The 20,266-nt window shown below is 56.2% G+C and carries 21 protein-coding genes; 1 reads left to right on the forward strand and 20 read right to left on the reverse strand.

Annotated features, from left to right (window positions below; genetic code table 11):
* Positions 1 to 131: 131 nt before the first annotated feature.
* Positions 132 to 1,805 carry a long-chain-fatty-acid--CoA ligase gene (locus tag MARLIPOL_RS08395; RefSeq protein WP_012137626.1) on the reverse strand — a complete coding sequence of 558 codons (1,674 nt, stop codon included), beginning with the start codon at positions 1,803 to 1,805 and terminating at the stop codon, positions 132 to 134.
* A gap of 187 nt (positions 1,806 to 1,992) precedes the next feature.
* Between MARLIPOL_RS08395 and MARLIPOL_RS08400 the strand changes: the two genes are divergently transcribed.
* The gene (locus MARLIPOL_RS08400) at positions 1,993 to 2,478 is read left to right on the forward strand and encodes a MaoC/PaaZ C-terminal domain-containing protein (RefSeq protein WP_012137627.1); all 486 of its coding nucleotides are present in this window, start codon (positions 1,993 to 1,995) and stop codon (positions 2,476 to 2,478) included.
* Here the strand turns inward: MARLIPOL_RS08400 and MARLIPOL_RS08405 are convergent, their stop codons facing one another.
* The 19 genes from MARLIPOL_RS08405 to dnaX form a co-directional block, all read right to left on the reverse strand.
* Positions 2,479 to 3,423, reverse strand: a complete 945-nt coding sequence (locus MARLIPOL_RS08405; protein ID WP_012137628.1) for an AgmX/PglI C-terminal domain-containing protein — start codon at positions 3,421 to 3,423, stop codon at positions 2,479 to 2,481. It abuts the gene before it with no gap.
* Positions 3,416 to 3,910 carry an ExbD/TolR family protein gene (locus MARLIPOL_RS08410; protein ID WP_012137629.1) on the reverse strand — a complete coding sequence of 165 codons (495 nt, stop codon included), beginning with the start codon at positions 3,908 to 3,910 and terminating at the stop codon, positions 3,416 to 3,418. The genes MARLIPOL_RS08405 and MARLIPOL_RS08410 overlap by 8 nt, the downstream gene beginning before the upstream one ends.
* Complete coding sequence (locus MARLIPOL_RS08415; RefSeq protein WP_012137630.1) at positions 3,907 to 4,395, reverse strand: biopolymer transporter ExbD; 489 nt, start codon at positions 4,393 to 4,395, stop codon at positions 3,907 to 3,909. The genes MARLIPOL_RS08410 and MARLIPOL_RS08415 overlap by 4 nt, the downstream gene beginning before the upstream one ends.
* Positions 4,396 to 4,410: 15 nt before the next feature.
* Complete coding sequence (locus tag MARLIPOL_RS08420; RefSeq protein ID WP_012137631.1) at positions 4,411 to 5,058, reverse strand: MotA/TolQ/ExbB proton channel family protein; 648 nt, start codon at positions 5,056 to 5,058, stop codon at positions 4,411 to 4,413.
* A gap of 16 nt (positions 5,059 to 5,074) precedes the next feature.
* Positions 5,075 to 5,410 (reverse strand): hypothetical protein, encoded by a 336-nt coding sequence (locus MARLIPOL_RS08425; RefSeq protein WP_012137632.1) that lies wholly within the window; start codon positions 5,408 to 5,410, stop codon positions 5,075 to 5,077.
* Positions 5,411 to 5,794 (reverse strand): tetratricopeptide repeat protein, encoded by a 384-nt coding sequence (locus tag MARLIPOL_RS08430; protein WP_012137633.1) that lies wholly within the window; start codon positions 5,792 to 5,794, stop codon positions 5,411 to 5,413.
* Positions 5,784 to 8,558 (reverse strand): outer membrane protein assembly factor BamD, encoded by a 2,775-nt coding sequence (locus MARLIPOL_RS08435; protein ID WP_012137634.1) that lies wholly within the window; start codon positions 8,556 to 8,558, stop codon positions 5,784 to 5,786. The genes MARLIPOL_RS08430 and MARLIPOL_RS08435 overlap by 11 nt, the downstream gene beginning before the upstream one ends.
* Positions 8,558 to 10,168, reverse strand: coding sequence for a Rossmann-fold NAD(P)-binding domain-containing protein (locus MARLIPOL_RS08440; protein ID WP_145768761.1), 1,611 nt, complete (start codon positions 10,166 to 10,168; stop codon positions 8,558 to 8,560). Before MARLIPOL_RS08440 ends, MARLIPOL_RS08435 begins: the two co-directional genes overlap by 1 nt.
* 62 nt (positions 10,169 to 10,230) lie before the next feature.
* Entirely contained in the window at positions 10,231 to 10,800 is a 570-nt protein-coding gene (locus tag MARLIPOL_RS08445; RefSeq protein ID WP_228677596.1) for an AraC family transcriptional regulator, read from the reverse strand.
* Positions 10,801 to 11,098: 298 nt separating this feature from the next.
* The gene (locus MARLIPOL_RS08450; RefSeq protein ID WP_012137637.1) at positions 11,099 to 12,277 is read right to left on the reverse strand and encodes a vWA domain-containing protein; all 1,179 of its coding nucleotides are present in this window, start codon (positions 12,275 to 12,277) and stop codon (positions 11,099 to 11,101) included.
* A gap of 22 nt (positions 12,278 to 12,299) precedes the next feature.
* On the reverse strand, positions 12,300 to 13,142 hold the full coding sequence (locus MARLIPOL_RS08455) for an AAA family ATPase (RefSeq protein WP_012137638.1): 843 nt from the start codon (positions 13,140 to 13,142) through the stop codon (positions 12,300 to 12,302).
* 94 nt (positions 13,143 to 13,236) lie between these two features.
* A complete protein-coding gene (locus MARLIPOL_RS08460; RefSeq protein WP_012137639.1) occupies positions 13,237 to 15,066 on the reverse strand; it encodes a VWA domain-containing protein in 1,830 nt (609 codons plus the stop codon).
* 31 nt (positions 15,067 to 15,097) lie between these two features.
* The gene (locus tag MARLIPOL_RS08465; RefSeq protein ID WP_012137640.1) at positions 15,098 to 15,442 is read right to left on the reverse strand and encodes a hypothetical protein; all 345 of its coding nucleotides are present in this window, start codon (positions 15,440 to 15,442) and stop codon (positions 15,098 to 15,100) included.
* Positions 15,442 to 15,888: a YcgN family cysteine cluster protein gene (locus tag MARLIPOL_RS08470; protein ID WP_012137641.1), complete on the reverse strand. Its 447-nt coding sequence runs from the start codon at positions 15,886 to 15,888 to the stop codon at positions 15,442 to 15,444. Before MARLIPOL_RS08470 ends, MARLIPOL_RS08465 begins: the two co-directional genes overlap by 1 nt.
* A 2-nt stretch (positions 15,889 to 15,890) precedes the next feature.
* Positions 15,891 to 16,178, reverse strand: a complete 288-nt coding sequence (locus tag MARLIPOL_RS08475; protein WP_012137642.1) for a YcgL domain-containing protein — start codon at positions 16,176 to 16,178, stop codon at positions 15,891 to 15,893.
* A complete protein-coding gene (locus tag MARLIPOL_RS08480; RefSeq protein ID WP_012137643.1) occupies positions 16,175 to 17,323 on the reverse strand; it encodes a ribonuclease D in 1,149 nt (382 codons plus the stop codon). Before MARLIPOL_RS08480 ends, MARLIPOL_RS08475 begins: the two co-directional genes overlap by 4 nt.
* Positions 17,324 to 17,342: 19 nt before the next feature.
* Complete coding sequence (gene recR, locus MARLIPOL_RS08485; RefSeq protein WP_012137644.1) at positions 17,343 to 17,945, reverse strand: recombination mediator RecR; 603 nt, start codon at positions 17,943 to 17,945, stop codon at positions 17,343 to 17,345.
* Positions 17,946 to 17,992: 47 nt separating this feature from the next.
* On the reverse strand, positions 17,993 to 18,316 hold the full coding sequence (locus tag MARLIPOL_RS08490; RefSeq protein ID WP_012137645.1) for a YbaB/EbfC family nucleoid-associated protein: 324 nt from the start codon (positions 18,314 to 18,316) through the stop codon (positions 17,993 to 17,995).
* A 13-nt stretch (positions 18,317 to 18,329) separates the two neighbouring features.
* The gene (dnaX, locus tag MARLIPOL_RS08495) at positions 18,330 to 20,201 is read right to left on the reverse strand and encodes a DNA polymerase III subunit gamma/tau (RefSeq protein WP_012137646.1); all 1,872 of its coding nucleotides are present in this window, start codon (positions 20,199 to 20,201) and stop codon (positions 18,330 to 18,332) included.
* Positions 20,202 to 20,266: the final 65 nt, after the last annotated feature.

Here is a 20,266-nt window from a genome sequence, read left to right on the forward strand (position 1 = left end):
ATCAAAGGAAATTGGCGCCAGTCTAACGGGAACTGACGGCCTGTTAAACGGAAAAACCCCGCCAAAGCGGGGTTTTTGAACCGTAGAGCCCGGGAACTCAGGCTCTTAACGGATTTTACTCACAATCTTGATCAAGCGTTCGCTTCGTCACGCAGTTCGCGACGCAGGATCTTGCCCACATTTGTCTTGGGCAGTTCTTCCCGGAATTCGAAGTTCTTCGGTACCTTATAGGCGGTCAGGCGCTCACGACAGAACTCTTTCAATTCGTTTTCGGAAACACCTTCGGCTGTCGCTACCAGGTATACCTTGACGGCTTCGCCGCTCTTGGCGTCCGGAATACCGACAGCGGCGCACTCAACCACCTTGGGATGACTGCTTACCACATCCTCGATCTCGTTCGGGAAAACGTTGAAGCCGGACACAATGATCATATCCTTTTTACGGTCCACGATGCGGATATAACCGTCTTCCTGAATCAGGGCCACGTCACCGGTCTTGAGGTAGCCGTCCTCGGTGAAGGACTTCTGGGTATCTTCCGGGCGCTGCCAGTACCCACGCATAACCTGCGGGCCCTTGACGCAAAGTTCACCGGGCTCGCCCAGCGCGGTTTCGTTTCCTTCCTCGTCGACGGTTTTGATCATCGTTGATGGAATCGGAAGACCAATGGTACCCAGCTGGATAGCGCTGTGAGGATTGAACGTCACGACCGGTGATGTCTCGGTCATGCCATAGCCCTCACTGATTTCACAGCCCGTGACACGCTGCCACATCTTGGCTGTGTCGCTGGTCAGCGCCATACCACCGGAAGACGTCAGTTTCAGACCGCTGAAATCCAGGGCTTTGAACTCCTCATTGTTGCACAGAGCCACAAACAGGGTGTTCAGTCCCAGGAAGGCGGTAAACTTGTGGTTCTTCAATTCTTTCACGAAGCCCGGAATGTCGCGGGGATTCGGGATCAGCACGTTGTGTGCACCCGCTTCCAGCATGATTCCGCAGTTCAAAGTAAAGGAATAGATGTGATAGAGGGGCAGCGGTGCAATGACCACTTCCTGGCCTTCCACCACGATGTCTTCCATCATCGGGCGGGTCTGCAGCAGGTTGGCCACCAGGTTGCCGTGAGTCAGCATGGCACCCTTGGCTACGCCCGTGGTGCCGCCAGTGTACTGCAACACCGCAATGTCATCCTGCTTGCATTCAACCGGGGTGAACTTTTCCCTGGCACCGGCACTCAGGACCGCTGGCAGCTTGTGGGCCTGGGGCAAATTGAACGGCGGTACCATCTTCTTGACGTGCTTGATTACCGCATTCATCAGCGTCCGCTTGATCGGCGAGTGCATGTCGGCAATTTCAGTCACAATGACATGTTCAATACCGGTCTGCGGCAACACTTTCTCGGCGTTTTCCGCCATGTTGGCAAGAACCACCAAAGCCTTGGCCCCGGAATCGTTGAACTGGTGTTCCATTTCCCGAGTGGTATACAGCGGGTTAGTGTTCACCACGATCAGTCCGGCACGCATGGCACCAAATACCACCACCGGGTATTGACTGACGTTGGGCATCTGCACAGCGATGCGGTCGCCCGGCTTGAGATCGGTCTTGTTCTGCAACCAGGCTGCAAAGTTACGGCTCTGGGTGTCGAGATCACGATAGGTCAGAGTGGCGCCAACAGCACTGAATGCGGGCCGATCCGCGTATTTCTTCACGGCCTGCTCAAATACATCAACCATGCTTTTGTATTTGTTCAGATCAACCTCGCGGGGTACACCAGCGGGGTATTTGTCCTGATAGAACTGCTCGAAATCCATCACCATCTCCTGTTTGGCGCTTGTGTTTATAATGATTTACCAGTGTCAATGTGATCAAAAAATCAACCCGACAAAAGTATCAGCCGAAAAATAAGGGTGAGAGAATAGCAGTTTTGTGAACGATGAGGTAGTTTTCAGAGCACACGTGTTCTTCCCTCTTTGAATCAACAAATCCGTGGAGCAAACCATGAGTGAAACGCCGGATACTCTTGAAAATTTCACCTACGACGAACTCAAGGAAGGTGACTCCGCCACCTTCAGCCGCACACTGACCGAGGACGAGTTGGTCCTGTTCGCGGCGGTATCCGGTGACGTGAACCCGGTACACCTGGACTCCGAGTTTGCTGCCAGCTCGATGTTCAAGGAACGCATTGCACACGGCATGTGGAGCGGCTCCCTTATTTCCGCAGCACTCGCAACCGTGATGCCCGGGCCGGGAACGATCTATCTGGAACAAAGCTTGTCCTTCAAACGACCGGTCAAGCTGGACGATACCCTGACGGTTAAACTGACCGTGGTGAAAAAAGAGCCTAAAAACCGGGTCGTGTTCGATTGCGACGTTCGCAACCAGAGGGATGAAAAGGTGGTCAGTGGAGAGGCAAAGGTGATCGCCCCAACCCAGAAACTGTCACTTGAGAAACCCCGCATGCCGAAAATAACCATCGAGCACTGATCACCCCGGCAGGAAATCGATTGGAAACTTCACCTTTCGGGCCTCCACCTCGTCGGCCCCGAAATTAAACAGCTGAACCCGCGTGGCTATTCGACGCTCCAGTTCCGGGTTATCCAGCTCGGAACTGACCACTTCGCAACGGGAAACCGAGCCGTCCGGCTCAATCACCAGCTCCAGCAACACTTTGCCCTCAAGGGTGGGATCCTGCCTCAGTTCCCGACGGTACAGGGAATAAAGCGCGGTTTTCTGGGTGTCAAACACCTTTCGGATGTTGCTCATCCCTCGTTGTGCCGGCCCAGCATCGGGTTTGGCGACCGCCTCCGGTACAGGCTCAGGGGCTACCGTCACCTCGCGTACCTTGTGGTCTGCAACGTTCACGTGTTTTTTCGGGCCACGCTCGCTCGTAACCCCGCCACTGCCGCGCAGGACCTCAGCCGATTCCTCAATCCCTCGCGTACGATCCGGGATAGTGTCAGAAATATTGGCAACCAGCTGTTGGCCAGGTTCCGACTCGGATGACCGGAGCGTCGCCAACTGGGCTTTCATGGCCAGCAACCCGGAACGCGATGCCTTTTCCCTGGCTTGGTCCACGGTTTGCTGGGTGGGTTCCGGCATTGGATCTGACGCCGATCGCTGGCGTACCGGTGTCTGCTTTTCCGGGATTGGGACGTCAGCCATTGTGTCCTGTTCAATTTCAGGTTTTGGCTTCGGATCCGGGGCAACGACGGGCTTCGGGGGCTTCCGTTGCTCAATCAGTTTTGCCAGCCGCGGGGGCTCATCTTCATTCTCACTGCGCTCTGGCTCCGGCAACTCCAGACCAGGAATCCATATCGCCGGCGGGAGAAACAGTGCAACGGTGAATAGCAGAATCAAACCGAAGCGACCGTTTTCCCCCTTTGCAGACGACCACGGCAACCCCGTCCGGTAGCCTGAAGGTTCAGCCATTACGAACCTCCCCTAAGGATTCAACTGCAAGCCTTACCCGACGGTACTGCTGGTCAACGCACGTCTGCATGATTTTACGCAGTAGCCGATAACTGACGTCGCGGCTGGCCATGATGGTGACTTCAAAGCCCTCCTCCGGAACAGCGCCCCGACGCTCGCTGCGCCAGGCCAACGCATCAGCCAGCCCCGGCACCATGGCGTCTTCCTCAGCAATACTGTCCAGGCGGGCAACCTCCCGACCCTGTACCAGTACGGACTGACCGCTGATCTGGACCGTGAGGGTTTCTTCCGCTTCCTGCTTTGCAGAAGAAAACGGCAGTGGCACGTCCGCAGTGTTCTGCATCACCTTTACATCAGAGGAATTAACCATCAGGAAAAACACCAGGATGGTAAAGATATCCATCAACGACACCAGGTTCAGCCCTCCGGCGCGATGCATACGCCGGTAATGCCGCTGCATGCGGCTAGCACGACGGGAGGTTTTCATGTGCCCTCCATCGCGTCCGCCAGGGCTACATCGGGAAACAGTTCCGCTTCTATCTTGCTGGCGGCAACAACCGCCGGATAGGAGCGCACGGTATCCATCGCGGTTACCAGGGTCTGGTAGTCAATCTCCGGCCCGACTTCGAGTACCACATCCGTCTTGTCCGGCACTCGGGCCTTGATACTTTTAAGGGTTTCAAGCAAGCCGGCAAAGTCCTGTTCGCCTTCCCGCAACGGTAAGGTGCGAATAACGCCACGCTCACTATCGGAGACTTCGATGCCGCCCGGGATAATGGTGACCACCAGCCGCAACTGTTCGGCGGACGGCGCTTCACCGGATTCCATACCCGGGAATTGCAACTCAATGGTCCGGATCTGACTGAACACCATGCCCAGCAACAAGACCGGGACCAGTACAATCATCAGGTTGAGAAAGGCGGTGATGTCCAGTTCCGGACTACTCGCGGCCCGGCGATGTCTGCGTCTCATACTGCGAACCCCGGTTCAGGCAGCGGATTGACCGGCGCCCTGATCTGAAATGATGTTGAGCAACTTCACGCCCGCCATCTCGAAACTGTCGACGATTTCGTTGGTCCGGGTCTGCAACAGCGCATGAAACATGAGCATGGGGATGGCCGACATCAGGCCGAAGGCGGTGGTATTCATGGCCACGGAGATGCTTTCAGACAACAGGGTCGCCTTCTGGGCCGGATCAGCAGCGGCAACGGCGGTGAAAGCGGAGATCAAACCAATGATGGTTCCGAGCAGGCCCATCAGGGTTGCGATATTTGCCAGCGTCGCCAGGTATTGGGTACGTTTCTCCAGTCTAGGCAGCACCTCCATCAGACCTTCTTCCATGGCGTACTCGATCTCTTCCCGCCGATGATTGTTAAGCAACCGCCCTATTCCGGCCCCCATGATGGACGCGATGGCGCTGTCTGAACTGTTAGCGGCTTTCATGGCTCGTTGATAATCCCGTTTCTGCAGCAACGGCAATATCCCTCGCTCAAACGCCAGCCGATTACGACGGCGCACAGCCCCCAGATAGACAAATCGTTCCAGGGTAATGGCCAGGCCTATAACCAGTACCACGGCGATGGGATACATGAACGGACCACCTTCCTGAAAAAAGCGAATGACGGTTTCCAGCATAATCAGACTCCTGCAGTTACTGCACAGACAGGTAAGAATCCGGTGACGGATTCAGGGTTTCACGAAATATCCGGTGGCGCTCAAGGGCCATCGGATCCTGGGGTTCAAGCAAATCGGGGGCACTGTCATCCAGCCTTGCCCGGGGCCGACGCGGCAAGGTCGGCGGCTGCCACGGGAGGATGTACAGCACACCGGGATCATCATCGGCCGAATGGGCGGTAATGCCTTCCACTCTCAGTTCGACAGGCGGAGAGTCGCCAGAGCGGTTCGCGGCGGCGTCGCCTGCTACGGCTTGTCCGCCGGCCATGATTGTCAGTCCTGCCAGCGCAACAAGACAGATACGATTAAGCATTTACTGCAGCCTCCGTTCCAGGTCCGCTATCCATCCGGCCACCCGTTTATCCTCGCTGCTGGACAGCTCGCGATATTGGCGGTAGTGAACCAGCGCGGCTTCGAGGTCCAACAGGTAGAGTTCAGAAATGACGGCGAGGTTGTAATGCAACTCGGGTGTGTCCGGGGCTGATTCAATAACGGAACGCAGTAACGTTGCGGCTTCGCGAAATCTGCTCTGCTCCTTAAGTGACAGCGCCTGGTTGTTGATCTGCACCACATCCTCCCTGGTGACAGGCTCCACCCTGCCTTCCCCACGGCTCTGGTCGGGGGCCGGTCGGCCAGCACAACCGCCCAGGACACCGAGCACAACCAGCATTACCAACACCCGGTACTCAGGCATCATCACTGGACTCCTCATTCCACGTCATCCAACGCACATCCCGGTCGTAGCGTCCCGGAAACAGCTCAGCAAGAACTTCCAGGCTCTTACCGACCCACTCGGTGTACTCCCCTTCTGCCAGCAGCTCATGATTGCGCGCGTGCAGTCGGATGGCTTTCTCTTCGAAGGGATAAGCCTCTTCCTCAAGGAGCATTTGGTACTGTGCACGCTCAAGATCGTTCAGTTCGTCCGGCACCTCGGACGCCATCAGGTCCGCTGCCAGCATCCGATAGAGCTCAGCCCGCCGGAACAACGCTTCGGACTGAACGGTTTGCGCATCCAGCCGGATCGCCTCTGCAAACCGCTGCGTTGCCTTCTCAAGCGCTGCCTGTTTTCGTGCCAGCGACTCTGCCAGGGGATATTGCAGTGCTATCGCCTCAAATTTCCTGACACTCATGCGCCCCAAAGCCATAGCTGCACTGGCGGACCATTTCAGGGTGTCAGGAGAATGCCATTGACTGGAGAGTTCGGTGCTCACCAGCTGTTCCCGAAAGTGATCGGGGGACACACCCGATTTCACAAGTCGCTGGCGCATGGTTTGGGCCTGGATGTGCTCAGCGGCGCTGACGGGCTCATGGGGCTCGTTAAGGAATTGCTGGTAAATACTATTACGACGATCAATGGCATCGCCCTGATGAAACAGTTCTGCAGCACGCAGTTTTCGAGGCCAATGAGCCCCTGTTTGTGCGGAGTTCCCAATCAGTTCCGACGCAGCCCGTACAGGCTGATCTGAACGCGTGTAGGCCAGAACCAGTTTGTCGCTGATACCCGCCGTCAGGCTGTGTTCAGGATAATCAGCGCGGAATCGGTTCAGTTCACCAATGGCCGCCTGCCAACGTTCTGCCAACAACAGGCTATTGGCGGCATCGTAGCGACCTTTGATGGCAATCTCCGAACCAGGAAGCACCGAGCCCACCCGCTGGAAATGCCCCACGGCAACATGGGTGTCGCCGGTCTGCTGAGCGGCCTCGCCTTGCCGATATACCGCACGGGCCAGTTGCAGCCGGACCTCATGGGCTTGGGCTACGTCAACCCCGGCAAGGCTGTGCTCGCTTATCAGCGCAGCTGCGTTGCGCCACGCGTGCTCAGCCAGGACATGGTCACCGGTTGCCGTATGGACCTCACCAAGCGCCAGCCACGCACTGTAGCGCTCATCTGGTCTTGCGGAATTATGGGCATGGACGCGCTCGGCGAATCGACGGGCCTCGGTATACGCCCGATGCTCCAACCAGCGATTGGCGATATCGGCATCCAACCCGGACAGGCGGGGATCACCCGGAAATCGCTCGGCAAACCGGTCCACTTCCGATGACAAATCCTGCAAACGGGTTTCAAACGTTGTTCGGCTGTCCAGACCATTCCGGTGAAGGCTGATTGCGGCCCATCCCGCATCGACTGCATCGCCGTATCCCTCGGTGCGGTAGGCCGCCTGTCGGTAGTTCTCAAGTGCAACCCGGTAATGCCCGGCCTGCAACCTGGCGTCGCCTGCCAGCCCCAGAATGTCTCCCGGTTCGTGGGCTCGCTTGCTGAGTCCCTCGTAATAAGCTGCGGCTCTGGAGAACCAATCGCCGGACGCTCGCTCCCCCTGATCGTAATAATAGTCCGCCAGCTGACGGCTCAGGGTCCGCCACAATTCCTGATGGGTTGCAGACAATGCTTCGTACCGGTCATCACTTTCGTACGCAACCACATAATCGGCCCATGCTTCGCGCACCCGATCGTTATTCCCGGCCAATATCCATACGTCGATAATCTGAGCAAGGAACGCAGCCGCGGCAGGATGATCCGGACGGGCCGCAATGTAGGCCTGGTTCACCGACACGCTGTCGCCAAACCTGCCAGAGCTGGCGTAATGATCAGCCAATCGATCAACCAACAGATAATCGTAGTGTTTTTCCCCGAAGCCGCCCAACCAGGCAGTCAACGCTCTTTCACCACCGGATTCAGCGGCCATCAAAGCAATCACTCTCAGTGTGTCGTCAACCAGTTCGACATCACTTGCGGAAACCCGCTCCATACTCTCAGAATCGGGCAATTGTTGATCAAGCACACGGATAAAGCTGGCAGCGGCACGAGGCCATGCATCCTTTCCTTGTTTGTACCGACTCCACCCCTGCATATAGTGGGCTTTGAGCTTCAGGCGATCTCCACCACTCCCGGATATCAGGCGGCCGTATTCCAGTTCTGCGTCAGTGTAATTCCCGGCAGAGAATGCCGCTTCTGCAATCCGGAAGCGTGCCTCGGGTACCAGGGGTGATTTTGGATACAACCCGGCGAGTTGCCTTAACCGCTGAATGGACTGGTCCCCCTGGCCCACGTAGGCATGGGCCTTGGCCATCTGGTACAGCAGTTCATCAAGCTTTCCGTGGAAAGAACCACTCTGGATAATCGATTCATAACTTCCAAGGGCTTCCCGATATCGCCTTAGCTCTTGCGTATCATCAGGCTGGGTGAGCTGTCCGGACACCTGCTGGATATTAGCAAGGCGATTCAGAGCATCAACCCGCACCTCCGGTTCCTCTGATGTGTCAAAAAGCCGCTGATATCGGCGTACTACTTCAGCCGGAGAGATCGCAGGCATCGGACGGGACTCAAACGTCATGAACACCGGACGCAATTCCGCGATGGTTTCACCGTCGCGACCCAGTTCTACGCGAAATGATTCCTGGCAGTAGGCCGAAGGGATAGAAAAAGCTATCAGCAGAAGACCCATCGCTGACATTCTCATTACTGATCTCCCCTTTCGAGGGTTTCGAGGGCGAGATATTCGTATAGGTGAGCAATCTTCTGTTCGGTTTTGTCCAGCGCATGCGCCATCCGATCATCGTGCTTGCTCACGAATGCCAGCGCCAGGTCATCAAGCTTGCTTTCCGCTCGCCCCCGCAACGAAGCTGCTCGTGACCGGAGTACCTGAATTCTGCTCAGGACGATGTTCGTTTTCTGCAGAAGCTGTTCAAGTCTGGCATCCCGGGTTGCCAGCCTTTCTCCCAACAATCTCAGGGACGCCTCAATGTCCTGTATGGACTTGGCCGAGCGGTTGATGGTCGTTAACCGGTCCGGACGATCTGCCTTGCCTCTCAAGTCCTCTATCCGCGCGCGCAGAGTCTCCAGCCCGGCAAAAAGCGATTCTTGACGACCACTTACCGGCTTGGTCGGCGTTTCGAGCCTGTTTTTCAAGGAACCCCGGAAAACCTCCAGATTATTCGCCTTTTCTTCCAACAGGGCCTCCACTCTTGCCAAAGCCGAGACATTGCCCACCGCATCCTGTGCTGCGGGATCTTCCATAAATCTGAACAGATAAGCCATGCGTGGTTGTGTGAGAGTGCGGCTATCCGAGAGAAACCATTGCGCCTCAGAATCCCGGGCATCCTGTACCATCGATTTCCACGCACCGTCCTGTCGAATCTGCGACGCCAGATTCCGTAACGTCACGCGTTCACCTTCATAAGACGCGTTAGCAGCGAGATACGCTTCCCCTGCCTGTCCAAGGTAACCGGAAAGATCATAGCCCCGGCCCATGCCCAACCAGGCTTCCTGAACGCCGGGATAAGCGAGCGGGTATTTCTTCGCGCGATGCCAGGATTGCATTGCCGCCCGATGATTATCCCGGGCGGTTAACGCTAAACCGTGAAAATACAAAGCGCGCGGGGTGTGGTAGCTGTCGAGGGAAACCTGGTCAAGAAAATCAATGGCCTTCTCATACTCTTCATTCTGATAGGACAAGTAACCGGCACGCACCAGGAGTTGGCTGCGTAGATTACGGCTGCGTTCACTGACGGTGTCATGCTCGGACATTGCCAGGGCAACGCGAAGAGCGACTAATGCCCGAGCCGGATTGAGATCCCGTTTACTGTAATCCGCTGCCAGATTCATATAGCCAAGGGCGGCCCAGTAACCGGCCTCCATGCCCGATAAAATTCGCCCCGTCATGTCACGGTGACCTGCCCGACGCGCCAGTTCCGCCAACTCATAGAGTGCCTGCTCACGAACCTCTCCGTAGCCAGCGTCGGCTGCGATCTGGAAACGCTCTCGAGCCTCAATCTCTTCACCTTCGTCCAACGCGATCCGAGCGAGCGCCAATGCAGCGGCCCCGCGTTGGTGTTCGCCCTCTATCAGGTACTGCAGGAGTGGTCTCGCCTTATTTACCTGTCCCAATGCCAGCAGCGCCTGTGCCCTAAGCCAGGTCCCCGGATACCCACTCAGATTACGGGAATAAAACAGTGACTGTTCGGGTGATCCTGAAGCCAATGCGAAGCTGGCCAGACCGATAGCCGGGTCTTCGTCCGCACGGGCACTGACCGTTACGGACAATAGCAATGTTGTCGCAATCAGGATCACTAAGCTGACCCGAGGAGCAAACACCCGCCAACAACAGACTACAGAGCTGACAAACATGGTCCTTACTTCCATTCCCTGAAAGACATCCGTGGCTCGTAATCCGGGGCCCTGACTTCCAGGGACATCTGGATACGCAACTCCCCTGGCGGCTTGCGGAATGAATGGGTCGACTCACGCCTGACGTAGCGATCATTCGCGGCGCGGGCTGTCAGCACAGCTTTAAGGACATGGTCACCATGGGGAAGGTTTCCGGTATACAGTTGCTGAACACCGCCCTGCTGGAGCGCCCCGAACTCCCTGTCGGTGTACAGGTGGGAAGCAACCGGGGTGTCATCAACATAAAGTTCAACGGAGTCCAGCGTCAGGTCATCTTTTCGGGCAAGTGTCAAAAATATTGTCACCTGGCTGTCGGCGGGATGGAGAATGTCTTCTTCAAGCGCGAAAACCTCACCCGCCAGGCTGGCAACATCCGCCCTCAGCTGGCTGATATCCTTATCGAGCTCATCGGCCGCCGCAGGAATGGGAAAAAACAGGGTGGTATAGCCGAAAACGACCAGAAAGATGGCGGTGAGTTCGTATCGCCTCCTGATCGGAGCCGGGCCTGTTACCGATTCTGCCGCGAACATACGCATCCTGCCTCTTGTTATGCACCGTTACACACTGACAAGAAGCGTAACACCCGGTTACTTCCAAGAACGGTATCCAGATCACCAATTGGAAAACTCGAAGTGTCGACTTATTTGACGGATATTCAAAGTAGATCGGCGAATGTACTCGTGGGAATGGTCAAAGGCAGGCTACGTCATTGAAACACCTGAAAATAGTTCAAGTGGCCCCGGAATTGCTCCGGGGAATAGCGGGGAAGCTGTGACAGCAACCCCGTTTGGAATGCCGAGCTTTGCCGATGCTCTCAATCGCATCGGCTTTTTTTTATTTGCTCAACTGCTTCATGGCCGATTCCAGGCCATCTATGGTTAACGGATACATATGATCGTTAACCAGTTGTCTGGTCATGCCCAGTGATCCGCCGGTTCCCCAGTAGCTCTCGGGCAGCGGGTTCAGCCATACCACTTTGCGGAAATGATCGGAGATTCGCTGGAACCAGGTGGATCCTGCTTCCTCGTTCCAGTGCTCAATCGAACCACCGGGATGGGAGATTTCATAGGGGGCCATAGTGGCATCCCCCACGAAGATCACTTTATAGTCCGGCGTGTATTTGTTGAGGATATCCCATGTACTGGTGGTTTCGTTCATGCGGCGGATATTGTTCTTCCACACACTCTCATAAACGAAGTTATGGAAGTAGAAGTACTCCATATGCTTGAACTCCATACGCGCGGCGGAGAATAACTCTTCGCAGACACGAACATGGGGGTCCATGGAGCCACCAACATCGAAGAAAATCAAAACCTTGACGGCGTTATGCCGCTCGGGGACCATTTTCAGATCAAGGTAGCCGGCATTGCGAGCCGTGGAACGGATAGTGTCGTCCATATCCAGCTGGTCCGCAGCGCCCTGGCGGGCGAATTTGCGAAGCCGGCGCATCGCTACTTTGATATTTCGGATACCCAGCGTAATGCTGTCATCCAGGTCCTTGAATTCGCGCTTTTCCCAGACCTTCACGGCCCGGCCCTGACGACCGTTTTTCTGACCAATACGGAAGCCTTCCGGGTTATAGCCATCGGCACCAAACGGCGATGTCCCGCCGGTACCGATCCACTTGTTGCCACCGGCATGGCGCTCCTGCTGCTCTTCCATGCGCTTCTTGAAGGTTTCGATCAGTTCTTCAAGACCGCCAAGGGAATCGATTTTGGCCTTGTCCTCCTCGCTGAGATGCTTCTCGAACTCGGCCCGGAGCCAGTCATCGGGAATCAGCATCTCCATCAGGTCCTCGAGGTTCTCGATCCCCTCGAAGTAGGCCTTAAAGGCGCGGTCGAACTTATCGAAGTGGCGCTCGTCCTTTACCAGGCACAACCGTGACAGGTAATAGAATTCTTCCATATCCGCGAAGGCCAGCCGGTTTTGCAAGGCCTCCAGCAGGTCCAGAAATTCGCGCAGGCTGGCAGGCACTTTTGCCCGCCGCACTTCGAGAAAAAAATCAATCAACATAAGGTGTAGCTCTTGCTGAATGTCAGCTGCGACGACGAGCCATGAAGGCCAGTTTCTGCAGCAGGTGAACGTCCTGCTCGTTCTTCACCAGGGCACCATACAATGGCGGCAAGGCAGAGCTGGTATCCTTCTCCTGTAACATTTTGGCAGATAATTCATCGGCCATCAGCAGCTTGAGCCAGTCGATCAACTCGGAGGTGGACGGCTTTTTCTTCAGCCCTGGCACCTTGCGGACATCGAAGAATACTTCCAGGGCATCCCGCACGATGGCCTGCTGCAGCCCGGGGAAGTGCACGTCCACTATGTCTTGCATGGTGTCGTGATCCGGGAAGCTGATGTAGTGGAAGAAACAGCGGCGCAGGAAAGCGTCCGGGAGTTCCTTCTCGTTATTACTGGTAATCACCACGATGGGCCGTTGTTTCGCCTTCACGAACTGCTGAGTTTCGTAGACATAGAATTCCATGCGATCAAGTTCCAGCAACAGATCGTTCGGGAACTCAATGTCGGCCTTGTCGATCTCATCAATCAGCAACACCACTTGCTCGTCCGCCTCAAAAGCTTCCCAGAGCTTCCCTTTGACGATGTAATTGCTGATATCCTTCACCTTCTCATCCCCCAACTGGGAATCACGCAGGCGGGACACCGCATCGTACTCATACAGGCCTTGCTGGGCCTTGGTGGTGGATTTGATGTGCCAGGGAATCAGTCTCATGCCCAGGGCAGAGGCCATTTCTTCCGCCAGCAGGGTTTTGCCGGTCCCGGGCTCGCCTTTAATCAGCAACGGGCGTTGCAGCGAGATAGCCGCATTCACCGCCATCTGCAGGTCATCAGTAGCTACGTATTTCTCGGTACCGGTAAACTTCATTCTGTTGGTTCCTGTTCGATTATCTGTTTGTCCGCTGCGGAGTATAAAGCCTTGCCCGGCCGGTGATAAGGGTTGCGAACCACCGCTGAAGCCCTCACGATTTGTGTTCTTCGTCGTCTTCACCCGAATCTGGAAGATCATCAAACTCGGAAAGGTCGAAATCCTCCAGACCAAATTCTTCGTCGCTGTCCTCTACCTCAGCATCGGCAACCGGGATATCCTCTTCCGGATCAGCTTCAGGCTCGGTTACAGGATCCGCCCCCGGCTCTTGAGTGGCCTTTTCCTCTTCACGTTGTTCCGGCTCAATCACCGGAACGTCGTCATCGCCCGGGCTTTCCTGAGGTTCCGAGGCTGCCTTTCTCTTACGACTGACAGCGACGAACAGGCCACCGGCGATAAGTGCAATCAGAACGATGGCTCCGGCGACCATAGCCCATAACGGCAGTGCCGTGTCCGCCTCCTCCCGCTCTGTGGCGACGGGCGAGGGTTCCTCGACGGCATTGATGTCAATCGGGCTGGTGCTGATGTCGTCTTCCGCCGGATTGGGCTGCGGATCGGGTTCAGGCACACTGCCTGATTCAGAGTCAGGAGCATCCGCCTGAACGGGGACGATGGGTTCTACGGGCGCTGGTTCTTCAGAGGAAGCGGGAGCCCCCCCTTCCGGTATAATGAAACGGCTGGCACCAGTGAACTTGCGTGAGAATGTCTTACCATCAGCCACTACATCAATGACATATTCCCCGACAGACGGGAGTCGCTCTACAACGTCCTGGTATATACCGTCTTCTGGCGGCTGCTCCCGGGATAGCACCTTGGTTCCACTGCGACCATCCTCGGAGGTAATCGTGACTCGCACCTCCATGACATCAAGGAAACCCTGATCGGTCAGCCGGACCTGATCTTCGAAAAACCCGATTTGGAGTTGTAAAGGCTCATTCTCGGAAAAGACCAACGGCAATGGGCTTACCACCATACGTAAATCACTGACCACCGTGACCCGACTGCCTTCCCCCAGTTGGCCGTCCAACCGCCACTCCCCTGCTTTCGGGTCGGTAACGGTAATCAAGTCATAACCGGATTCCCGGGCCCATTTCATACTGTTGCCCGGCTGCTCTACCCTGGCTGTTTTACCCTCCGGGTCCGAGAGCAAAAGTTCACGTGTATCACTGGTTTCGCCCTCTCCCCAGAAAATCAGTGCGGTGAACTCACGCACGGCACTGTCCACACGGAAGCGGTTGCCCTCAATCGGGACCTGTTCCTGGGGTACGGCAGCGTTCAGTGCTTTCAGAAAGGCGCGATTGAGGGCCTCTGCGGAAGGCGCCACGCTGTAACTGCCCCCGGTTTCGGTCGCCAGAGTCCGGAGAAATTCGACATCCGCCTCACCGGACAAGGCAACAGTGTGGAAAGTGGCACCCTTGGTGACCAGCTCATCCAGTAGCGGCCCGAGAATGCGCTCACGCTCGGCTTGATTTACTTGTTCAACATCAGAAATATCGACCTTACCATCGGTCAGCAAAATGAAATCAGTGTGGGTCAAATCGCCATCGGTATAGTAGTCATCACTGGCGACTTCGATGGCTTTACCAAGATTGGTACGAAGAGCAACGGAATTGATCTCCGGGGACCGGCTGATCATTCGTTCCCGCCAATTTTCATCTACACGGTCGCGGGGAACCAGCATGTTGACGTATTGACCAAAGGTCCAGAGGCCAGCATAGGCATTTTCGGGCAGCATCCTGGCAAGCAATCGCACGGCGGGCTGCCGGAGATTGTCAGGATCGTTGTCTTTCATGGATCCGGAAATATCCACTATGATCCGGACATCGGCCCCCTCAGGGAGTTCCAGATTGGCGTTGGTCTGTGCACTTGTCCATAGAGGAAGATTGAAGATAACCAGAAAAAGGACGCTCTTTATCCAGCGCATCGTGACTCCGATTTATTATTGTTTTATGGATTCAGCGCTTCACCAATCGGTACCGGACCAGGTCCAGTAACCACACCAGCAGCATCACCAACGTTGCAATACCCAGATTCATGATCGCCTTGCCCGATGCATCGGCATCACCAAGGATCAGCTCATATCCACCATACAGCCAGGCCGGAACCCACCAACCGCTGACATCAATCGATTCCACGGGCGTTAGCAAGACCACAACAAGGACCGCCTGCAGCAGAGTCCGCAGTCCATATATTGGTAAAACCCGGAACAGCCGGGACATCATGTAAAAGAAAACCACGAAGGAAACGGCGTAGAGCGCCCAGAATATGCCGTATGCGAGTTGTGCGTCGTTATCGATCATTACAGGATCCAGTGAATTATGTGTTCTTCCCAGTCTTCTTCTGGCACGCCAGCTTCGGATACAACCCGATGACGAACCGAAATCCCGGCTTCGTGAACCGTTTGCGGATCACCCGATCTCAGCGGGTGCCAGTCCGCGAGCGGTCGATTTTCCGACAGGGTACGGTAAGCACAGGTGAACGGCAGCCAATGGTAATCCGCCAGCGTATCCGGTGTCAGCACTGTACAGGCCGGCACTTTTTCCAGCCGCTGAGGATAGACGGTACAGCGGCAATTGTCGGTATCCATATAGCGACAAACCAGGTCGGTGTAATACACCTCCCCGGTGTCTTCATCTTCCAGTTTGGCCAGACAACATTTGCCGCAACCATCACACAGGGATTCCCATTCCGCAGGCGTCATCTCATCAAGATGTTTGCGCTGCCAGAATGGAATCTCGGCAATCATGACTACCTGTGCTCCGGCTTCTTGCGGAAATCGACCACGTAACCGGCTTTTTCCTCTGGCATTTGCAGGTAAAAATCCTTGTCTGCAATGGAATCAAGCACCTGCCTGCCATCGGTGCGGGCCAGCTTGCGATCGGGCGTCAAAACCAGATCCATCGCATGAACGGGAGCACCGAAGATGCCGCGTAGGCTCTCTGGCAGGTCGTCCCATACCTGCCCCCGTCGTACGTAAAGGTAGGTGTCCGCCTTCTTGCTACTGCGAAACACCGAAACAAACTGTTTATTCGTCATGACTTCAATAAATCCTCAAGCTGTTCACGAACCGGGGCAATTATCTCGCTGCGCCAGCCGCTGGTAAAAAGACCAGCAGACAGGTCACGCTGATGAACCACGGCTTCCAGTCTTTTCCGTGGAGCCAGGAGTTCCACGGGTACATCTGCTTTTTCCGCCGCCGTCACAATCACACGCTTGATCTGCTTATAAAAGGCCTGATTCTGCCGGGTCAACGGCGCAGCAATCAGCGGCATGTCCGAGACATCGGCCTCCCTGCCTGCGCTCACCAATTGCAGTATCTTATCACCGTAGCGCCGGGTGACTGGCTGAGGCAGGCCCTGGATGTTCGACAACTCCCTGACAGAGCCCGGCAGTCGTTCGGCGATGGCAATCAGCAGTGGATCTGCCACCACCCGGCCACGGGGACGATCACGAAGACGGGCTTCCTCCTCACGCCAGCAAGCCAGCTTCTGCAGTACAGCCTGCTGCTGCGGGCTCAACGTCCAGCCACCACGCAGTTTCAGGTAATGGCTCGTCGGATCATTCTGCCCGGAGAGCTCTGTCGCAAAACGCTCGGACTCCTCGAACAGGGCGTGGTCCAGTTTCCTTTCCCGGAGACTGGCCATCACCCATTGATACATCGGAGCCAGGAAACGGATGTCGTCCAGCGCGTAACGTTCCTGTGCTTCACTCAGGGGGCGTGAAACCCAATCCGAACGAGTCGCGGATTTATCCAGGCTTTCGCCGAAAAGTGTTTCCACAAGACGAGCGTAACCCACTGAAAAGCCGGCACCCGCCAGTGCGGCGCCAATCTGCAAATCCACAACGCCCGCGGGCGTCAGTTGTAGCCAATGCCGGAACAGTTCGAGATCCTCACTCATGGCATACAGCAGCTTCGGTGCCTCCGCATCGGCCAGAATCCGCCGGAACTCGACCGACTGTTCGGCAACCCCCGGATCAACGAGACGGTAGTCACTGCCCAGCCCCAGTTGGACCAGCCCCGGAATCGGGAAAAAGGTGCTGACTCGCTCAAATTCGGTATCCAGAGCCAGCGGCAGACCATCGCGATTCACCAGCCACTGGTCAAGCGCTGAGGGCTCACCTATCCAGTGAACAGTAGCAGGGGCCGCCGGGACCGCTGCGGAGGGAAGGGTTGAAGCCATAGAAATGCTCGATCAGTCGTTAGTCAGCCAGGGGCTTGCGCCCGCGAAAGGCATGAGTCAGGGTGAATCCGTCAACGTACCCGAGCTCTCCACCCACAGGAATGCCATGGGCCAGCCGGGTAATAAGAACGTTTCTACCGTCCAGACGGTCTGCAATATAGTGCGCCGTGGCCTCACCTTCGACGGTCGGATTGGTTGCAAGGATCAGTTCCTTGACGCTTTCGGCCTCTATGCGCTGCAGCAGACGTTCGATACCGATTTCTTCTGGACCAACACCATCAATGGGAGATAAGTGGCCCATCAGCACAAAGTAACTGCCTCGGTAATCGCCAGCCTGTTCAATGGCCAGCAGATCGGAAGGACTTTCGACCACACACAGCGTACCGGTATGTCGAGCGGGATTCTCACAGATTCCACAAACCGGCGTGTCCGCGAAATTCTGACAGCTATCGCACCGGCGAACATCTGACATGGCAGTGCTCAATGCCTCTGACAACCTTACACCGCCGGAACGCCCCCGTTCCAGTAGATGAAACGCCATACGCTGGGCGGTTTTCTGCCCCACCCCAGGAAGACACCGGAGTGATTCCACCAGTTCATCTACCAGCGGGCTAAATGCCATGAAATATCCTCATCCATATTATCAACAATGCATTTTAAGCCTATGGATTAAAAAGGCATCTTGAACCCGGGAGGCATACCCATCCCGGACATCAATCCGGACATTTTATCTTTCTGGTTTGCTTCCACCCGACGCACGGCATCATTCACCGCCGCCGCGAGCAGGTCTTCCAGAATTTCCTTTTCCTCGCTCATCAAGGATGGATCAATCTCCACCTTGCGAACATCGTGACGCCCATTCATGACCACCTTGACCAGCCCGGCTCCAGATTCACCGGTGACCTTTGCCTTGGCAATCTCTTCCTGGGCCTTCTGCATTTCTTCCTGCATTTTCTGGGCTTTTTTCATCATGTCGCCCATGCCATTCATCATCTGTTCATCTCCTTCAACGAGAACCTTGTGCGGGCCGGATACTGTCTTCGACTACCCTGCCCTCGAATCGTTCAACAATGGACTTAACCAGCGGATCATTCCGGATGGCCGATTCCGCAGCCTGTTGACGCGCCAGACGCTGTCGCTCCTCCCAGGCTGCCGGAGTCTTGCCGCCGGTCTCCCCCTGCTCTATACGCAGATTGATGGTGTCGCCGAAGTGGTTTCTCAAGGCGGCGAGAATCTTTTCCTCATGCCGGGCGTTCAACAGCCGGGCATGGCCTTCCTCCATCGTTAACAGGATGTTGTCTCCGTCACGGGTGAAAGCGGTGTGGCTGGCCAAGTTTCCAGGCATGCCAACAATACCGAGACTGCGAAAGTCACGTTCCCAGACGAACTCGCCGGAAAGTTCGGGCTCGGGCTCCCTCACCTGTTCCGTTACCCCGGGTTCTGGCTCCGGCCCTGATTCTGGTGATTGCTGCCCGGGTGCCTGTTCCGGGTTCGATTCCGGGGCCTGGACAGGATCGGCCTCAGACAGATACTCAGGTGCCGGGCCAGGATCGAACTCGGGTTCAGGCTCGGATTCCGGTATTGGTGTAGCGGTAGGAGCAGACTCCGGCTCTGGCATGGATTCGGGTTTCGGGTCGGACTCTGGCTGTGGTGGCTCAGCTACCGGTGGCGGGGCTGACTGCACCGGTTCCGCTTGCTGACCCACAGATGCGAGCGCAGGGTCGGGTTCATCACGGGATTCCGTGGAGCCGGACTGACCGCCGGAACTGACGGTCGGTGGTTCCCGACGATCTGTGCCCGGGCGGAAGGCCAACATCCGCAGCAAGGTCATTTCAAATCCCATCCTGGCATCCGGTGTGACCGCCAGGTCCTTTCGGCCCATCAAGGCCGCCTGATAGAACAACTGGGCATCTTCCGCACTCAGTTGACGCGCCAGTGTCTGTACCTGGGCGGCATCACCGAGTGCGTTATCCACGCTGCCTGGTACCACTTGCTCCATGGTGACGCGATGAAACAGGGACAACAGGTCTGCGAGGATCACACTGTAATCCGGCGCGAAGTCGGAAATACGATGAATCTCGGAAAGCAGTGACGGCCCGTCATTGCTCACCAGGGCATTCACCAGCTTCTCGATATCCCGCTGGTCGATGGTGCCCAGCATATTGCTGACATCGCTGGCCGCCAGCTTTTGATTGCCAAAGGCGATGGCCTGGTCGGTCAGACTCAGGGCATCGCGCATACTGCCATCCGCAGCGCGGGCCAGTAACCACAGCGCCGGCTCCTCAAAAGGGACCTGCTCTTCGGTCAGAACATGCTTCAGGTGGCCGGCGATGTGCTCCGGCGTCATGCGTTTCAAGTTGAACTGAAGGCAGCGGGACAACACCGTGACCGGTAGCTTCTGGGGGTCGGTAGTAGCCAGCAGGAATTTCACATGCTCCGGCGGTTCTTCCAGCGTCTTCAGGAACGCGTTGAAGGACTGGTTGGTGAGCATGTGCACCTCATCGATCAGGTACACCTTGAAACGGCCGCGGGTAGGCGCGTACTGAACATTGTCCGTCAACTCCCGCATGTCATCCACCCCGGTACGGGAGGCTGCATCGATCTCGATCAGATCGACAAACCGGCCTTCCTGGATTTCCTGGCAGCTGGAGCATTCACCACAGGGGTTAGGCGTCACGCCGGTTTCGCAATTCAAACACCGGGCCAACAGACGACCGATGGTGGTTTTTCCCACGCCGCGGGTGCCGGTAAAGAGGTAGGCATGGTGAAGACGTTGATTTTCCAGGGCGTGAATCAATGCCTGAAGCACGTGTTCCTGACCAACCATGTCCTCAAATGTACGGGGGCGCCATTTACGGGCAAGTACCTGGTAGCTCATGTTTTGCCAACTGCTGTGAAAATGGCCTTAACCTTAGCATGGACATCCACTGATAAGAAGCCGCC

Origin of the sequence: Marinobacter lipolyticus SM19, assembly GCF_000397065.2 — a bacterium.
Taxonomy (GTDB): Bacteria; Pseudomonadota; Gammaproteobacteria; order Pseudomonadales; family Oleiphilaceae; genus Marinobacter; species Marinobacter lipolyticus.

Coding starts and splice junctions, on each gene's coding strand:
- MARLIPOL_RS08395 (WP_012137626.1), bottom strand. CDS start 1,805: ATGGATTTCGAGCAGTTCTATCAGGACAAATACCCCGCTGGTGTACCC.
- MARLIPOL_RS08450 (WP_012137637.1), bottom strand. CDS start 12,277: ATGTTGATTGATTTTTTTCTCGAAGTGCGGCGGGCAAAAGTGCCTGCC.
- MARLIPOL_RS08435 (WP_012137634.1), bottom strand. CDS start 8,558: ATGAGAATGTCAGCGATGGGTCTTCTGCTGATAGCTTTTTCTATCCCT.
- MARLIPOL_RS08480 (WP_012137643.1), bottom strand. CDS start 17,323: ATGGCTTCAACCCTTCCCTCCGCAGCGGTCCCGGCGGCCCCTGCTACT.
- recR (WP_012137644.1), bottom strand. CDS start 17,945: ATGGCATTTAGCCCGCTGGTAGATGAACTGGTGGAATCACTCCGGTGT.
- MARLIPOL_RS08475 (WP_012137642.1), bottom strand. CDS start 16,178: ATGACGAATAAACAGTTTGTTTCGGTGTTTCGCAGTAGCAAGAAGGCG.
- MARLIPOL_RS08430 (WP_012137633.1), bottom strand. CDS start 5,794: ATGATGCCTGAGTACCGGGTGTTGGTAATGCTGGTTGTGCTCGGTGTC.
- dnaX (WP_012137646.1), bottom strand. CDS start 20,201: ATGAGCTACCAGGTACTTGCCCGTAAATGGCGCCCCCGTACATTTGAG.
- MARLIPOL_RS08445 (WP_228677596.1), bottom strand. CDS start 10,800: ATGCGTATGTTCGCGGCAGAATCGGTAACAGGCCCGGCTCCGATCAGG.
- MARLIPOL_RS08425 (WP_012137632.1), bottom strand. CDS start 5,410: ATGCTTAATCGTATCTGTCTTGTTGCGCTGGCAGGACTGACAATCATG.
- MARLIPOL_RS08405 (WP_012137628.1), bottom strand. CDS start 3,423: ATGGCTGAACCTTCAGGCTACCGGACGGGGTTGCCGTGGTCGTCTGCA.
- MARLIPOL_RS08490 (WP_012137645.1), bottom strand. CDS start 18,316: ATGATGAATGGCATGGGCGACATGATGAAAAAAGCCCAGAAAATGCAG.
- MARLIPOL_RS08470 (WP_012137641.1), bottom strand. CDS start 15,888: ATGATTGCCGAGATTCCATTCTGGCAGCGCAAACATCTTGATGAGATG.
- MARLIPOL_RS08460 (WP_012137639.1), bottom strand. CDS start 15,066: ATGCGCTGGATAAAGAGCGTCCTTTTTCTGGTTATCTTCAATCTTCCT.
- MARLIPOL_RS08410 (WP_012137629.1), bottom strand. CDS start 3,910: ATGAAAACCTCCCGTCGTGCTAGCCGCATGCAGCGGCATTACCGGCGT.
- MARLIPOL_RS08400 (WP_012137627.1), top strand. CDS start 1,993: ATGAGTGAAACGCCGGATACTCTTGAAAATTTCACCTACGACGAACTC.
- MARLIPOL_RS08420 (WP_012137631.1), bottom strand. CDS start 5,058: ATGCTGGAAACCGTCATTCGCTTTTTTCAGGAAGGTGGTCCGTTCATG.
- MARLIPOL_RS08415 (WP_012137630.1), bottom strand. CDS start 4,395: ATGAGACGCAGACATCGCCGGGCCGCGAGTAGTCCGGAACTGGACATC.
- MARLIPOL_RS08465 (WP_012137640.1), bottom strand. CDS start 15,442: ATGATCGATAACGACGCACAACTCGCATACGGCATATTCTGGGCGCTC.
- MARLIPOL_RS08455 (WP_012137638.1), bottom strand. CDS start 13,142: ATGAAGTTTACCGGTACCGAGAAATACGTAGCTACTGATGACCTGCAG.